Source organism: Streptomyces noursei (genome assembly GCF_016917755.1).
In the GTDB taxonomy this organism is placed as follows: Bacteria; Actinomycetota; Actinomycetes; order Streptomycetales; family Streptomycetaceae; genus Streptomyces; species Streptomyces yunnanensis.
In genome coordinates this window covers 39,937-55,416 of the sequence record NZ_CP070326.1, presented here as the reverse complement: position 1 = coordinate 55,416, position 15,480 = coordinate 39,937, and the positions used below count along the sequence as shown (strand labels likewise).

General features: G+C 69.0%; 12 protein-coding genes. 7 read left to right on the top strand and 5 right to left on the bottom strand.

What is annotated here, in order from left to right; all coding sequences use genetic code 11:
• Positions 1 to 518: 518 nt before the first annotated feature.
• On the top strand, positions 519 to 1,064 hold the full coding sequence (locus JNO44_RS00280; protein WP_205360272.1) for a DUF6882 domain-containing protein: 546 nt from the start codon (positions 519 to 521) through the stop codon (positions 1,062 to 1,064).
• A 369-nt stretch (positions 1,065 to 1,433) separates the two neighbouring features.
• Positions 1,434 to 2,620, top strand: a protein-coding gene (locus JNO44_RS00275; RefSeq protein ID WP_420882600.1) for an IS3 family transposase whose coding sequence is annotated in 2 segments (ribosomal slippage) — positions 1,434 to 1,707 and positions 1,707 to 2,620 — 1,188 coding nt in all. Because the reading frame shifts where the segments join, the coding sequence is not laid out codon by codon here.
• Positions 2,621 to 2,740: 120 nt separating this feature from the next.
• Here JNO44_RS00275 and JNO44_RS00270 read toward each other — a convergent pair.
• The gene (locus JNO44_RS00270) at positions 2,741 to 3,925 is read right to left on the bottom strand and encodes an IS701 family transposase (protein WP_205360270.1); all 1,185 of its coding nucleotides are present in this window, start codon (positions 3,923 to 3,925) and stop codon (positions 2,741 to 2,743) included.
• 363 nt (positions 3,926 to 4,288) lie between these two features.
• Here JNO44_RS00270 and JNO44_RS00265 point away from each other — a divergent pair, with 363 nt between their 5' ends.
• From JNO44_RS00265 to JNO44_RS00255, 3 genes are all read left to right on the top strand, one after another.
• Entirely contained in the window at positions 4,289 to 5,230 is a 942-nt protein-coding gene (locus JNO44_RS00265) for a ricin-type beta-trefoil lectin domain protein (protein WP_205360268.1), read from the top strand.
• A 19-nt stretch (positions 5,231 to 5,249) separates the two neighbouring features.
• Positions 5,250 to 6,128 carry a ricin-type beta-trefoil lectin domain protein gene (locus JNO44_RS00260; protein ID WP_205360267.1) on the top strand — a complete coding sequence of 293 codons (879 nt, stop codon included), beginning with the start codon at positions 5,250 to 5,252 and terminating at the stop codon, positions 6,126 to 6,128.
• Between the two features lie 373 nt (positions 6,129 to 6,501).
• Positions 6,502 to 8,466, top strand: a complete 1,965-nt coding sequence (locus JNO44_RS00255; RefSeq protein WP_205360265.1) for a S9 family peptidase — start codon at positions 6,502 to 6,504, stop codon at positions 8,464 to 8,466.
• 346 nt (positions 8,467 to 8,812) lie between these two features.
• Here the strand turns inward: JNO44_RS00255 and JNO44_RS00250 are convergent, their stop codons facing one another.
• From JNO44_RS00250 to JNO44_RS00235, 4 genes are all read right to left on the bottom strand, one after another.
• On the bottom strand, positions 8,813 to 10,063 hold the full coding sequence (locus JNO44_RS00250) for an MFS transporter (protein ID WP_338058547.1): 1,251 nt from the start codon (positions 10,061 to 10,063) through the stop codon (positions 8,813 to 8,815).
• Positions 10,064 to 10,886: 823 nt separating this feature from the next.
• The gene (locus JNO44_RS44315) at positions 10,887 to 11,669 is read right to left on the bottom strand and encodes a transposase (protein ID WP_420882732.1); all 783 of its coding nucleotides are present in this window, start codon (positions 11,667 to 11,669) and stop codon (positions 10,887 to 10,889) included.
• A gap of 121 nt (positions 11,670 to 11,790) precedes the next feature.
• Positions 11,791 to 12,483 carry a transposase family protein gene (locus tag JNO44_RS00240; RefSeq protein ID WP_205360259.1) on the bottom strand — a complete coding sequence of 231 codons (693 nt, stop codon included), beginning with the start codon at positions 12,481 to 12,483 and terminating at the stop codon, positions 11,791 to 11,793.
• A 349-nt stretch (positions 12,484 to 12,832) separates the two neighbouring features.
• Positions 12,833 to 13,210, bottom strand: coding sequence for a hypothetical protein (locus JNO44_RS00235; RefSeq protein ID WP_205360256.1), 378 nt, complete (start codon positions 13,208 to 13,210; stop codon positions 12,833 to 12,835).
• Positions 13,211 to 13,365: 155 nt separating this feature from the next.
• Here JNO44_RS00235 and JNO44_RS42855 point away from each other — a divergent pair, with 155 nt between their 5' ends.
• Both JNO44_RS42855 and JNO44_RS42850 read left to right on the top strand, forming a co-directional pair.
• The gene (locus JNO44_RS42855) at positions 13,366 to 14,298 is read left to right on the top strand and encodes a WD40 repeat domain-containing protein (RefSeq protein ID WP_240167339.1); all 933 of its coding nucleotides are present in this window, start codon (positions 13,366 to 13,368) and stop codon (positions 14,296 to 14,298) included.
• Positions 14,207 to 15,466, top strand: coding sequence for a WD40 repeat domain-containing protein (locus JNO44_RS42850; protein WP_338058606.1), 1,260 nt, complete (start codon positions 14,207 to 14,209; stop codon positions 15,464 to 15,466). The genes JNO44_RS42855 and JNO44_RS42850 overlap by 92 nt, the downstream gene beginning before the upstream one ends.
• Positions 15,467 to 15,480: the final 14 nt, after the last annotated feature.

Sequence of the window (15,480 nt, the reverse complement as noted above, 5' to 3'; positions counted from 1 at the left end):
AGGAATTCCGAGCCGCAACCCAGGGGCTCGCTGTGTGATCTGCATCCCCTTCGGGTCCTCGGTGACGCGAGGCACGGCATCCCCCCGAGACCTCGTATGGGAGGGCGCGCGCGGGGCGGGGGAGGAGGCGTCGGCGCTGACTCCGGCGCGCCCTCCCCGCGCCAGCTCTCCCGACTCGGCGACGCCACCGGCCAACCCCGGCGCCACCGGATAGGCCAGGCACCGCTGGCCGGCGACGCGGCCCCTGTCCACCCACCGGCCGGCAGTCAACGGCCCACCCCGACCGGCGGGCAATGGCTGACCCTTGACCGGTGGGCACTGGGTGAACGTTGGCTGTGGTGGGTGATGGCTCAACCTCGGCGTGCGGGACCCGCCCTCGGTCTCGTCGTGCCGGACGTCTTGGGCCTCGGTGTGCCGGACGCCTTGGACTTCGGTGCGTCGGGCGGCTTCGGCGTCGGCCTGCGCCCGATCCGGGGCCGGTGCGGTCGGCAGGGCCGTGCCGTGACAGAATCCGCTAAATGGGATTTTTCAAGCGAAACGCCAAGCCGGACAGTGCCCCGACGCAAGGTTGCGATGCGGAGGGGTTGAGCACGTTGCTTTTGCAGGGCGAAGACATGATCGACCAGTTGGCCCGCGCGCACATGTCCTGGGGGCTGGGCTCGGCGGACCGGTGGGGACTCGATCAGCGAACCGGGACCATCACCTGGACCTTCCCCGACAAAACCGCTACCGCGCAAGCGCAGATCCTCGGCAGCTGGAGCCCTACCGCGTCCTCTTGGCAGTGGGCATGGGCCAACGACAGCATCCTGCCCGAGCTGAGCCAAGACGCCTGCGCCGTTCGTGACTGGGGCGCCGCTCACGGCCACGATGCCCTTGCAGCTCAACAGGTCGAGGCCGACGAGCAGATGGCAGGCACGCTCGCGGCTCTGGCTGTCCGGATCACCAAGGCGACGGGCTTCTACCGCGGCGTCGGCGCCACGTCGATCGTGATGATCACGTTCGGGCCGGTCACCCTGGTCGCCCAGGACGGCAGCACGTCAACCTTCACGATCGATATCGAGTAGCAACTGCCGCCTGGGGCAACGAACCCGGTGCGGTTGTCACCGTTGGGGTCTTCGACGGCTGCCCTGTACCGCAGACGCACTGTCGCCCTGTGCCGGCCGCGCGGCAGTAGTCCGTTCGCCGACCTGCTGCCGCACCGCCGCGCGGCCGGCCGCCGAACCGGCTCGCCCGGCATCGTCGTCGACCGGTGCCCAACCTCGCTGGGGATGCTAGTACTGCAACGGTGTTTGTTCTGATGGTTGGGCGGTTTATGGGTTGTGGCCGCGTCGTTTGTAGTGGCTGGTGCGGGCTTGGTGTTGAACTGAACCGGATTTTGTAGCGGCCCTGAAGCCAGGCATGATCGCCTCGGCAGATGGGAGAACGCAGGTCCGATGCCCGCACCACGGAAGTACCCCGACGAGCTGCGCGAGCGAGCCGTCCGCGAAGTCCAGACCTCAGGCCGTCCGGTCGCTCACGTGGCCCGTGACCTCGGTATCCACAAGGAAGCCCTGCGTGGCTGGGTCCGCCAGGCCGAGGCCGACCAGGGCAGCCGGTCCGACCTGCTGACCACGGCCGAGCGGACTGAGCTGGCCCAACTCCGCAAAGAGATAGCCGAGTTGCGACGGGCGAACGAGATCCTGAAGGCCGCCAGCGTGTTTTTCGCGAAGGAGCTCGACCAGCCCCGCACGAGGCCGACGCGGTGATCAACCACCTCCGCGACGACTTCGGGGTCGAGCCCGTATGCCGGGAACTGGACCTGTCGGTCTCGGCATACAACGCCCGCCGCAAGCGCCCGATGTCCGCCCGGCGCCAGCGCGACGCACACCTCACCGAACGCATCCGCCGTATCCACGCTGCTTCCGGCGAGACTTACGGAGCCAGACGCATCCACCGCCAGCTGGGGCGCGAGGGCATCGCCGCGGCCCGCTGCACCATCGAGCGGCTGATGCGCGAGGACGGCCTGGAAGGCGTGATCCGCGGGCAGCGGCGCCGCACCACCATCCCCGAGCCGTCCGCTCCCAGACCGCCGGACCTGGTCAACCGGCACTTCACCGCCCACCGCCCCAACCAGCTCTGGGTCGCCGACCTCACCTACATCCGCACCTGGTCGGGCTGGGTCTACGTCGCCTTCGTCCTGGACGTGTACTCGCGGATGATCGTCGGATGGCAGCTTGCCACCCACATGCGCACCGATCTTCCACTGGACGCCCTGGAGATGGCCCTGTGGCGGCGCGGGATCAAGAAGGGCTCGGGTCTCATTCATCACAGCGACCGCGGTTCGCAATACGTGTCCATCCGCTACGGCGAACGGCTCATCGAGGCCGGCGCGACCGCGTCCGTCGGCTCCGTCGCCGACAGCTATGACAACGCCATGGCCGAGGCCCTCAACGGCACCTTCAAGGCCGAACTGATCGAACACCAAGGGCCCTGGCACGACGCTGGCCAGGTCGAACGCGCTGTCGTCCAGTGGGTCGGCTGGTACAACACCGAGCGCCTTCACTCCGCCCTCGATTACCTTCCACCCGAGGAATTCGAGGCCCACTACTACCGATCCCAGGCGAACCCCAACGCCGCCTGAAAACACGCAAACCGGCCGCTACGAAACTCGGGGCAGCTCAGTGTTGGTGTTTGCGGCGCCAGTGGGACCAGTGCAGGACGTGGCTGATGGGTGGGGGTTGGCGGTGGGTGAGGTGGGTGATCAGGCGTTGGATTTCGGCGAGGCTGAGGTGGATGAGGGGGGAGGATCCGTTTCTGCTTTCCCAGCGTCGGGTGCGCGGGCCCGCAGGATGGTCAGGCGGGCGTGGACGGCCATGGCCAGGGTCATGTGGCGGTGCCAGCCGGGGTAGCGGCGGACCTGGTAGTCGTCCAGGCCGCACTGGCCCTTGGCGGTCTGGAAGCACTCCTCGATGGCCCAGCGGCTGCCGGCGATGTGGATCAGTTCATCCAAGGTCGTTTCGGCGGGGCAGTAGGCGATGTAGTAGGAGATCTCCTGCGGGCGGCTCACGCTGCGGCGGGCAAGGGCCCAGTGCCGCCGGTCTGGACGGTGCCAGGGCCGCACCTCGATGCGTGCCCAGTCGAACACCCGCAGACCATGGGCGGCCCTCCCGCAGGACCGGCGCTTCCACTTCTGCCGGGGCAGGCCGGTGAACAGGTCGTGGACGGGGTGATCGAGACTCCAGCGGGTGACGACGGTGTCGTGGCGGGTGGTGGCCATCACGTGGAAGACATCGGCCTGCTCGAGTTCGAAGCGCCAGCCTTTGCTGTAGCCGTAGGCAGCGTCCGCGGTTACCCACCGGAACGGGATCTTGTCCGTGATCGCCTGGCGGACCATCTTCTTGGCCATCGCCACCTTGGTCTCGAAGGCGACGGTGTCGTCGATGCCGGCCTGGCGGCAGCGTTCGCGGTCGTCCGTCCAGGACGTGGGCAGATAGAGGCGACGGTCGATCAGCGTTCTGCCGCGGTCGGTGGCGTAGGCGAGGAAGACCCCGATCTGGCAATTTTCCGTCCGTCCGGCCGTGCCGGAGTGCTGCCGTTGCACTCCCGCCGACCGCACTCCCTTCTTGAGGAATCCGGTGTCGTCGACGATGAGGACTGCGTCCCGGTCACCGAGGTTGTCGACGACGTAGTCCCGTACGTCGGCCAGGACTTCGTCGGCGTCCCACTCGATCCGGTTCATGAACCGGTGGAGGCGGTCCGGGCCCGCATGGCCGGCTTCCTCGGCCAGCGTCCACCCGTTTTTCCGCTCCAACGGAGCGATCAACCCCCGCATGTACGCAAGTGCCGACTCCCGCGGCTCCGACCTGGAAAATCGATGCACAAACCGTCCATGCACCGCCTCCAACTCACCAGCCCACAACCTCACTTCGGCAAGTTCCCCACCCACAACCACACCAACGACCAACCTGCCCAACCGTCACACCAAAGACCGTTGCAGTACTAGGTATCCGGTAAGGGCGGAATCGAGCCGCTCCGTCGGAGGGCCCGAGGGTGGCCGGTCGGCGGAGGCCGAGACGGAGTGGGTTCGGCGTTCGCCGTTGCGGGTGTCGCGGTAGGGCGGGCGGCCGGTGGACCGGCCCATACCGCGTGAACGCCGCTCACCGCCGAGAACGCCGTCTACCCATCGATTCCGTATTTATCGAATGTTGACCGGACACACCTACGGTCACGTGACGAACGAATCCCGTCCCACACCCCCCAGGAGACGCTCATGTTACGAAGATCGCGAATCGGACTCATCGCCGCCCTCATGGCCACCGTACTGCTGGCCGGCGGGATGGAGACGTCCGCCCGCGCCGCGCCGGCCGTCGCGAAACCGGCCCCGCCGGCGGGCGTACGCATGGGTACCGACGGCCAGGACGCGCCCCTGCGGCCAATCTCCGAACGTACGGCCGAGGCGCTGCGGGAGCGCGGGCCGAGCCCGCGCGCCGCGGCCGCGGCAGGGCCGGTCGACGCCCTTCAGGCGCTCGTCGACATCATCACCTATCTGGTCCAGATCTTCGACAACCACAAGGCCAAGGACCAGGGGGCCTTCGTCCAAGGCGTGATCAACGACTCGTGCGCCATGGTCCAGGGTCATTACAACGTGTTGATGGTCAAGGAGGAAAACGCCTCCTACGACACCAACTTCAACGGCGTGCGCTGGGAGGGCCGGCTCCACTACAGCTGGGACGGCTCCGCCACGTACCACTACTGGATCTTCGAATCCGGCAGCTTCCGTCTGAGGAGCGACGGCGGGTGGCGCAACTGGGGCTTCTGCGGGCGCTTCACCGGGAACGGTCCCGAGGTCGTCTTCCACCAGGCCGACGGGAACAGCCTGAAGAAGCAGGACCAGCAGAACAAGTGCGTGGACGTGCAGTCGAGTTCCACCAACAGGGGCACCCCGATCCAGATGTACGACTGCAACGCAACCAACGCCCAGTGGTGGTACCGGGACGGACTCGCGCTCAGGTCCGGCCTGCCCGGCAACAAGTGCCTCGACGCGGGCGGAGGCGGCTGGACCGACAAGGTACAGCTGTGGGACTGCAACGGGAGCCCGCCCCAGCAGTGGGACTACGTCGGCAACGGCTCCCTGCGCAACCGCAAATGGAACTACTGCCTGGACATCCCCAACGGGGACACCGGCAACGGCAACCGGCTCCAGATGATGCCGTGCAACGACGGTCCCGCCCAGCGGTTCACCCTTCCCTAGCCCCGGAGACGAGACGAAGATGACGACCACAGCAGTCCGGCGGGGCGCGTGCATCACGCTGCTCGCCTGCACGGCACTCGCGCTCGGAGCCGGCGGTGTCCTCCCGGCTCAAGCCGCGCCCGCCCGTCCGGCGGCCGCGCGCGCCACCACCGACGACGAGGTGAACATCACTCAGGGGCAGCCCGACTGGGGGCTCGACCAACGGCTGCGCGACCTCCACCAGCAGAACAAGTCCAAGAGCCGGGGCGACTACGTCCAGAGCCTGGTCAACGGCCTGGGCCCGTCTCTGAACGGCCACTACAACCTGCTCGTGACGGTCTCCGACGCCCGCTTCACCCACAACCTCACCGGGTTCAGATTCCGGGCTCTGGTACGGAAGTCGAGTGGCGTCTACTACAATATTTGGGTCTTCGAATCGGGCGACTTCCAGCTCCAGAGCGACGGAGGCTGGTCCAACTGGGGTTTCTACGGGCACGGGAACCGGTCGGGCGGGAACGTCTCCTTCCAGCGGGTGCCTGGCGGCGAGATCCGGGGCAAGGACGGAAAGTGCCTGGATGTCGCCGGTTCCCGGGCCGAGAACGGCCGGGCCGTGCAGACGTACGACTGCAACAACACCAACGCCCAGTGGTGGCGCCGCGAAGGCTCGGCGCTGCGCGCCGGTGACCTGGGCAGCTGGTGCCTGGACGCGGCGGGCGCGTCCACGGGTGCACAGGCCCAGCTCTGGGTGTGCAACGGCACGCCGCCTCAGCAGTGGTCCTACGAGTCGGGGCAGTTGCGGAACGCCCAGTGGGGGTACTGCCTGGACGTGCCCAACGGCAATACGTCCAATGGCAGTCGGCTCCAGATGTCCGCGTGCGACGGGTCCGACCGGCAGCGGTTCACGATCCCCGGGGACTGATCACCCCGACGCGTGCCGGACGCGGGCCCGTGGCGATCCGCGTCCGGCACGCGTCGGCGGGCGTCGGCGCACGGCGGGCGTCGAGAGCGGGAGAGACCTTTCCCCCGGGGGCGCCTCGTCCCCGTACAGCCCGCCGCCTAGTTAGAGCGTGTATCGAGTCGTGATCAATCTGCGGATTCGCCTTCGGGGCGACGCGTGGCCCGGTGGATCGTTTGGCATGGCACGGGTAAACGGCTTATGGAGTATAGGAGTTCGCGGCAGGGCATTCGGGGCAGGGTCGCGTGCGGCTCGATTCTCCGAAACCCGACTGACACAGACTCGTCAACGCGACAGGATGTCCGTTTGTCGTACTGGCGAGTGAAAGGCAGCCCGCATGCCGCACCCTGCACCGCGACCGATTCACGAGTCGACCGGCCTGCTCACCGCGGAACTGGTGGTGGACATGGCCGCCCCCGTGGCACCAGCCATCTCGCCGGACGGTCGCCTGGTCGCCTACGGCGTGGTCGCGAACAGCGGAAGGCACGGACGTCCGCACAGCCCTATCTGGGTCACCGCCGCCGATGGCAGCGCGGCCCCACGCAGGCTGACCGACGGTACGGCCCGCGACGCCGCCCCGAAGTGGGCGCCAGGCTCGGCTTTTCTGTTTTTCACCTCCGACCGCGAGGAGCGGGGCACCGCTCAGCTCCAGCGGATCCTTCTGGACGGCAGCGAGGACATCGCCAAGGCAGAGTCCCTGACCAGGTGGCGCGGGGGCATCTGCGACCACTACCCGCTCGCCGACGGCCGCACCGTCGCGCTGCTCGCCGAGGACGAGCCCACTGCGGAGGACGAACGCCGGGAGGCCGAGGGGGACGACGCGAAGGTCTGGGGCCGGCACCTCCCGGTCACCCGGCTGCGCCTGCTTGACCTGGCGACCGGCGTGGTCCGCACCGTGGACGGCCTCGGGGACCGCCATGTCGTGGAGGTGACCCAGCGTCCGGACGGCGGCCCGCTGGCCGTGCTGAGCTGGGCCACCCCCGAGCTCGACCCGGGCGTCACGACGGCAGGACTGCATCTGGTCGCCCCGGAGACGGGAGCCGTGCAGGACCTGGGCCCAGTCGGAGTCGAGGCCCAGTCCCCGGTCTGGTGGAATCACGACGGTGAATGGCATCTGGCCCACCTGGCCGTGATCCCTGGGCACTTGGTAGGCGCGCTCGCCGTGATCGACACGGTCCCGCCAGCGAGCGGCCCGACCGTCGAACAGCGCAATCTCACAGTCGGCATGTCCGCCTGCCCCACCGAGATGGTGCAGGTCGCCGACGGGCCGCCACTGGCGCTGTTCGCCGACGGGCTGGATACCGCGCTGTACCGGCTCGATCCGCAGTCGCTACGGTTCCACCGATTGTCCTGCGCGCCCGGCACGCTCGCCGGGCCCACTGCGAGTCACTCCGGAGAGACCCTCGCTGTGCTGATGAGCACCGCGCACGAGCCCAAGAACGTCCACGCGGGACCCACGGGCGGGCCACTGCTCCAACTCAGCGACACCAGTCCCGAACTGCGCAGGATCCGCTGGGGTGTCCAGGAACGGCTCAGCTACCAGGCGTCGGACGGACTCCAGCTGGACGGCCTGCTGATCCTGCCTGCCGGCCGGACTCGCAACGAGGGTCCGTTCCCGCTCGTCACCATGGTCCACGGCGGCCCGTACTTCCGCCATACCGACGAGTTCGCGCTCACTGTGGTCGACTGCGGCCAGTGGCTGGCGACCGCCGGATACGCGGTCTTCCTGCCCAATCCCCGGGGCGGGTCGGGCCACGGCCATGAATTCGCCGCCGTGGTGGCGGGCGCGGTGGGCGGCGACGAGTGGACCGACATCCTCGCCGGGATCGACCTGCTGGTCGCCCAGGGAGTCGCCGATCCCGAACGCCTGGGCATCTCCGGCTGGAGCCACGGCGGTTTCATGGCGGCCTGGGCGATCGGCCAAACCGAGCGGTTCAAGGCCGCCGTGATGGGTGCCGGCATCAGCGACTGGGGCATGCAGGCCGGGACCGGCGAGTGGGGAATCATGGACGCGGCGCTCGGCGGCAGCACCGGCTGGAACGGGCCGGGACCGCACATCCACGACCGGAACAGCCCGATCTCCTACGTGTCCCGGATCCGCACCCCGGTCCTGATCCTGCACGGCGAGCAGGACACCAACGTCCCACTCGGCCAGGCGGTCCACTTCCATCGCGCACTGCGCCACTTCGGCGTCGAGCACGAGTTCGTCGTCTACCCCCGAGAGGGCCACGGGCTTCACGAGCGCGCCCATCAACTCGACGCCCTCCGGCGCATCCGCGCCTGGTACGACCGCTGGCTGTAGCCCTGCGGTCAGGATGAACGCTGGCGGTCGGCACGTGCAGTCGGCGACGAGATGGACCTCGCTGGCCTGGCCGCCGCCTCTGGAATGTCCGAGGAGGGCGGCCTTCAGTCGGAGCTTTCGCCGACGGTGGATGCGTCGTCGCTCCTCGCGCCCGGGATACGGGCCGTAGGCGCCGACCGGCAAGCAGCACTCGATGAACTCCCCCTCTACATCCGACAGTTGCACTCGCGTCACGCGAAACGCTCTACCGGATCAAACCCCGTCTACTAGGGCGAATCCGCAGATTGATCACGAATCGATACGCGCCCTATAGTTTCCGGTACCAGTGATCACGGGGTGTCGATGATCAGGTCGGCTCTGGTGCGGTAGCCACCGGTTCGGGTTGGGTCAGTGCTGGATCTCCTGCGGCGTCCGTCGCGTGACGCCGAAGTGTGAGCGGCGCGCAGATTAGCGTGCAGACACCGAGCAGCCCAGCGGTGACGGCGAAGGCCGCTGGTGAACCGGAGCGGTCGACGAGGACACCGCCGACGGCCGTCCCCATTGATGCCCCCAGGTTGTAGGCGGTGTTGATCCACGCGCCAGCTTCGGTGCGTGAGCCTTCGGGGACGAGCCTGTCGACGCGTTGGTAGGCCGTGATCAGGAGGACGTCGGTGCACGCTCCGGCAAGCAGCAGGGCGACGCCTGCGGCTGGTGCGGAGTACACCAATGCGGGGAGGGCGTAGCAGACTGTGGAGGCGGCGGCCAGTACCAGCGGTCTGCGTGCGAGGGCGCCGCGCCAGTGGCGGCGGCCGTACACCAGGCCGCCGAGGACACCACCGACTGAGAACAGGGTGGTGAGCACCCCGGCCACCAGCGTTCCCCAGGCGGCGATAACCGCCACCTCGAAGAGGCTTAGAGCATCTGCGACAGCCAGTGTGAGCAACAGCAGCGGTGTGAACCCTCCGGCTCGCAGGGGGCTTCGAGGACGAGCGGCCTGTGAGCCCACGCGCACGCTCGCAGGGGTCCGACGCAAGCCCGCCGCCAGCAGGCCGAAGCCGGTGATGACCAGTGCCGCGCACACCGTGAGCACGGCCGGTGCGGAGGAGGCGGCGACCAGGAGTCCACCGAGGACGGGGCCGAGCGCGAAGACGGTGGACTCCGCTGCGGTATCCAGGCTCAACGCACACTGATGCTGCGCCTCGTCCGCTGTCAGCTTGCCCCACAGTGTCCGCATCAGCGGGCCGACCGGGGGCGAGCACGCCCCCGCCAGTATGGCGAGGGGAACAGTGAGTAGGGCTGGCACGGGGGCCGTACAGGCGGCGGCCAGTGCGGACAGAAGTAGCGCATAGCAGACGGCCAGGAGCATCAGCGCAGCGTGATGACGCTCGACCAGTCGGGCCCTGACGGGTCCCAGTACGGCGGCGACCAGTCCGAACAGACCCGTGGCGGCGCCGGCGACGGCGTAGGAGCCGGTCCCCTCCCGCAGCGCGAGCAACAGTGGGAGGCCGAGCAGTCCGTAGCAGAGCCGCGCGAGCATAGCGGCGGCGAACAGGCTGCGGGCATGGGGCAGCGTGAGGACAGCGCGATAGGACGCACCGCCCCTGTCGGGGCTTGGCATAGGGTTCTCCGAAGTGGGCGTGCCGGCGCCTGGCCATGGCCGCGTCCGGTCACGCGCGGGCATGACGGACCAGCGTTCCGCCCCACCGGCCATCACTCGTCACGAGGAATCGGCGCGGGAGCGGACAGTCGATCTGTCAGTCCGGATCGGAGATATACACAACCGGCAGGGTAACTGTTTTCGACATGCGTGCACCGGCCATTTCACTCCTGGCCTCGACCCAGGTCGACGTCAGCTTCCTTCTGGAGCAAGCAATTACTTCGCCCCGACCACAGCGGCCGTGACGCTCCGTAAGCTCATCTCCTTTGAGCCCGTTCGCTCGCTGCCACAACCTCGCCGCCATCCGCCGCATCGTGAATCGCCTACTGCCGGTCGGTCTAAGCTACCGACTAGTACGAGTGCCGGAAAACCCCAGGTGGCACCACACAAGACCACCTCGGCTCGAACACTTCAACCAACTCCGCAACAGCCGCCCGCCCCCGATGCCACACCCCGCCGCGCCCCGTCAACAGGGGGTGAACGCATCGATGGCCACTGTGCCGTCACTGTTCATCCGCACCCGGTCGGCGAGTTGCGCCAAAAGCTGCTCCGGAGTCAAACCAGTCTGATCGGCGATGGCCGGCAGGCGCCGACTCGTAGCTGCGGGCAGCCACACCTGCGCCCGCAGCTCCTTGTTCGCCTCCCGACGTTCCCTCCTCCACGCGGCATGCCGGTCCAACGCGTAGGCCGGTGCAGTAAGGGCGGGAATCTCGGCGAGCAGGTCTGTCCCATGCCTGAGCAGGGGGTGGGGAAATTCAGGGCTCTGGCCGCAGTTTCGTGAAGGTCATGGCTGGGTGAGGATGCGGGTCCGGAGGAGTTCGAACGAGGCCCGGCCGTACATGGCTCGCTTGAGTGTTTTCACCCGGTTTACGTGGCCTTCGGCGGCGCCGGAACTCCAGGGCAGGGTGAGGCCGGCGGTGACGGCGTCGAGGTCCTGGCGGAGGGATCCGGCGAAGCTCTGCATCGGTTTGGGAGCGTCCTGTTCGGCCTGCCGGATCCACTGCAACAGCAAGAATCCACGCTGGTGGCGGACAAGGTCGCCGAAGGCGCGGGCGAGATCGCAGGCGCGGGTGATGTCCGGGCAGGCGAGCCGGACTTGGAGCAATCGCTCCTCCTGACTGTCGGTGAGGGTTTCGCGGGGCCACATGATCCAGGAGGTGATCTTGCGGGGGCTGGGGATGTCGGCCCGGACCGGTGCGGCGGTGCCTGCCCTGAGGGCGGCGAGGTGCTTGCGGACGACCTGGCGGCTGCCGCGGTAGCCGCGTTCGTGGATTTCATGGAAGAGACGGGTGCCGCTGACCTGGCCCTGTGTCTCGGTGAAGCGAGCGTTGAGGTATGCCTTGAACGGTTCCAGCACGCCGTTGGGCCGGCGGTCGCGGGCGGAGGCCAGCAACTGGTCGAGGTCGGTGTCGCGGAAGCGGCGCACGGTCTTGCGGTCGAGGTTCAGCCTCCGGGCGATGGCGCTGATCGTCCAGCCTTTCTCCACCAGGCGGTGGATGTCCTCGTAGCGGTGACGGGTCCGTTCGATGATCTGGGTGCCTGGCAGCTCGGCGGGCGGCAACAGCATCGGTGGCGGCTCCGGCACGTTCGTCACCGTCTCCTGCTCTGCGTGTTTGCGCAGGCAGTCGCGGTGCTGGTGGCAGGTCTTCTCCACCGCCGCAGACAGATTCTGCAGCAAATGCCACCGATCAGCCACTTCCGGGGCGTCCGGGGCGGCCTCCTTCACCGCCTTCGTGTAGGCGGAAGCCCCTGTCACGACAGATGATCTCCGCACCCGGATGGTCTTTGAGCCAGGCCGAGAACGTCTCCGACGTGCGGTCGGGCAGCACATCCACGACCCAACTGGCCTCGACATCGACCAACACAGTGCCGTACGTGCAGCCTTTGCGGAAGGCGAACTCGTCCACCCCCAGCACCCGCGGGGCATGGTCCGGCACCGGCGGCGATGTCAGCAACCTGAGCAGCCGGGTCCGGCCCGCGGCCATCCGCAGTTTGCGGCACAGCCGCGCGGCCGGGCGGCCGCCCAACTCCACCGCGATCGACCAGAGCCAGCCCGTCATACCGACGCTTGACCGACGGTACCGCTCGGTCAGCCCGCCGACTTGCTCGACGAACGTCCGGCGTGAACAGCTTGACCGGTCACAGAAGAACCGTCGCACCCGGAGCCGCACTGTGACCCGACGCGGACCCAACGGCCTCTCATCCAGGGAGCGTTGGTACGTACTGTGCACGCGTTCCGCCCGCTTCCGGCAGTCCGGGCACCGGCCCGGACGCCCCGTAGACTCCGCCTCCAGCACCAGGCCGCCGGAGACATCGTTGACGCGCTCCACTCGCACATCGACCCTGGCAAACAGCACATCCTCGATCGTCTTGCTCGCCACGGCAGAGAACACCGTGCTGAAACGATCCCTCGTTCCCACCCCTGACCTGGGGATTCACGAAACTGCGGCCAGAGCCAAATTCAGGGGCCCTGTCAGCTCGGGCCGCGCGCCGACTCGCTGTCGCCGGGCGGTCGGCTGGCTTGCGTCGGGTCGCTCCGGAACGGTTCTGGACCTTCGGAGGGTGCGCAGTTCTTTGCGGCTGGAGGGATCTGCTCCCGAAATCACGGTGCGTCGGGGTCTTCCCGGGCGGCGGCCACCGGTCGCACCACAGCTGGCCATGGACGAAGTCGACATGCTTGTGGAAGGGGGGTGCGCGGGCGCCGCCACGGCCCAGCACCACCGGTGCGTCTCATGGGCGGAAGGTGCGGGAGGGGTAGGCGGTGGCGGGCCGCTCGTAGTCGGGGTCGTAGGCGTCCGAGTCGATCGGCAGTACAGCGTTGCGCTGCGCGCGCCGATCGAGGACGTGCCGCAGCGCGGCCGCGGCCACCCAGGCAGGGAGGGTGTCGAGGTCGTCAGGACCCCGCCCCGTCGCGGCCTCCAGCCTGCGGTCCGGGCCGTTCGCCTCATCGAAGGCTTCGCGGATGACCGCCATCCTCACGTAGGTGCGGACCTCGTCGATGACGCTGCGGACCGAGACGAATCCGCGGCCCGTGGGGGACGACTGCGCCTCGTAGAGGCCGGGAATGAGGGCGCGGCGTGCGCCGATCAGCAAGACCGGCTCCACCATGTCCACGTACCTGTGCCAGGCCCGGCGGCGGCGCCACTCGCGGTATGCCCGTCCCAAAGGTCCCAACACAGCCTGCCCTCCGGGACGTTGATGCCAACCAGGGTCGAATTCGGTCAGGGTAGCCTCGCCCGTGCGAGATCGTGAAGGGAGCATTGATGTCGTACCGGAAGCTCTGGGAGGCGGGCCCGCGCCGCGACGAGGTGGCCGTGCTCGACAGCGGGGCGGAGGCGGTGGAGGCGGTGTGCGCGCTGCCGTCGGCCGAGGGGATGCGGGTGGCCGCCGCGTCGAGCGACGGCCGGATCCAGGTCTGGGATCCGCTCACAGGCGAGCAGCGTCTCGTCCTCGGAGAGGAGCGCTGCGCGGCCTTCGCGCTGTGTGCCGTGTCCATCGGCGGCGAGACGTTTCTCGCGAGCGGCGGCTCGGACGCGACCGTGCATCTGCGGGACCCCCGCACCGGCGCGCCGGTGCGCACCCTGCCCGGACATGAAGGGCGACTGGTCCACGGGCTGTGCGCGGTGCCGTTCGGCGGCCGCGAGCTGGTGGCCAGCGGCGGGGACGACGGCACGGTCCGACTGTGGGATCCCGCCACGGGCCGGCCGCACCTGGTCCTCGACGCCGGCACCGAACCATACGACGGCACCCACCCGCGGCGCGGGCTGTGCGCGTTCGAGCTCGACGGCCGGGGTGTCCTCGCCACCGGCGGGGACGACGGGACGGTACGTCTGTGGGACGTGGCCACCGGCGGGCTGATCCGGCAGTTCAGCGGCGAGCCCGATCGCAACCGGGGGACGACCTGCGTGCTGTACCGATCCGACTACGTCTACGTCGAACCGGTGGGCCACACGGGGCCGGTGTACTCCCTGTGCGCGTTCCGGTCGGCGGAACGCACCGTGGTGGCCAGTGGTGCGTGGTGCAGCGGACCGCAAGGTCCGGCTGTGGGATGCCGCCACCGGCGAGCTGCTGCACAAGCTGGACTGCACCGGTCAGAGCTTCGGGGTGTGCGCCGTGCAGGTGGCCGGACGGGCGCTGGTGGCCACTGTCGGCGGCGGCAACGACGACCTGCGGCTGTGGGACGCACAGAGCGGTGAGCTCCTGCAGACCTTGCAGGGGCACAGCGGTCCGGTCTGGGGCGGAGTATGCGCACTGCCCCGGCCCGAGGGGTCGCTGCTCGCCAGCGGGGGCGGCAAGTTCGACGGGACGGTGCGCCTGTGGGACCCGGCCGCGCGGCCGGGCGCGGCCCCGGGACTGCGCGAGCTGAGCGACACGCTGTGCACTGTTCCGGCGGGTGACCGGATGCTGGTGGCGAGCGGGAGTCACAACGGGGCGGTGCGGCTGTGGGACGCCGAGGACGGTACTCGGACGGACGTGGTCGACTGCAAGGACGGGGAGTTCAACGGCAATTGGGTGGGCGACGTATGTGCGCTGCCCGTCGCGGGCCGCACCTTCCTCGCGGCCGCGAGCCACAACCGCACGATCCGCCTTCACGACCCCGCCGCGGGCGAGGAGGTCCGCCTCATCGGCTCCTACTGGGATCCCGCCGACCCCGATCGGCCCGGGGTGGGCACCAACCCCCTCACCGCCGAAGGGAGGCTGGCCGCCGGTGAGTTCACCGCGGCGTGCACCGTGCCCGAGGACGGGCGGTACCTGCTGGCGACCTGCGGGCGGCAGTCCAGCGGGGCGACCACGTGGGAGCTGCTGGCATCACGCCCGGTCACGTACGTACGGCTCTGGGACCCGGACAGCGGTGAGCACGTGCGGACCGTCGGCGAGTACGAGGGACGCCTCGACACGATGTGTGCGCTCCCGCTGCCGGACCGCACCCTGCTGGCCTGCGCCGGCCAGAATTCCACGATCCGTCTGTGGGACGTCGCGACCCACTCCCGCCCCCGTGAACTGCGCACCACCCACGGCCGGGTCAACGCGCTGTGTGCCGTGCCAGTCGAAGGGCGGACCTTGCTGGCGAGCGCCGGGCACGACGGCACGGTGGGGCTCCTGGACCCCGAGAGTGACGTGCTCGTGCGGACGCTGCGAGGCCACCGGGAGTGGGTCGAGGCCCTGTGCGTGCTGCCGGTCGGCGATCGCACCCTGCTGGCCAGCGGCAGCAAGGACCGTACGGTGCGGTTGTGGGACGTGGACTCGTTCGCGTGCGTGACGGAGATTCCCGTGCATGCGCCGGTGACCGCGCTCGCCGCATCGCGGGAGCGGCTCTACGTCGCCACGTACGGCGGGATGCTCGGCCTGGCCGTCGAAGGCTGACCGCTGAGCGGCAA

Bases quoted from the DNA above. Each gene is read 5' to 3' on its own strand.
- JNO44_RS00280 (WP_205360272.1), top strand. From the start codon at position 519: ATGGGATTTTTCAAGCGAAACGCCAAGCCGGACAGTGCCCCGACGCAA.
- JNO44_RS00265 (WP_205360268.1), top strand. From the start codon at position 4,289: ATGGCCACCGTACTGCTGGCCGGCGGGATGGAGACGTCCGCCCGCGCC.
- JNO44_RS00260 (WP_205360267.1), top strand. From the start codon at position 5,250: ATGACGACCACAGCAGTCCGGCGGGGCGCGTGCATCACGCTGCTCGCC.
- JNO44_RS00255 (WP_205360265.1), top strand. From the start codon at position 6,502: ATGCCGCACCCTGCACCGCGACCGATTCACGAGTCGACCGGCCTGCTC.
- JNO44_RS00250 (WP_338058547.1), bottom strand. From the start codon at position 10,063: ATGCCAAGCCCCGACAGGGGCGGTGCGTCCTATCGCGCTGTCCTCACG.
- JNO44_RS44315 (WP_420882732.1), bottom strand. From the start codon at position 11,669: ATGCTGTTGCCGCCCGCCGAGCTGCCAGGCACCCAGATCATCGAACGG.
- JNO44_RS00235 (WP_205360256.1), bottom strand. From the start codon at position 13,210: ATGGTGGAGCCGGTCTTGCTGATCGGCGCACGCCGCGCCCTCATTCCC.
- JNO44_RS42855 (WP_240167339.1), top strand. From the start codon at position 13,366: ATGTCGTACCGGAAGCTCTGGGAGGCGGGCCCGCGCCGCGACGAGGTG.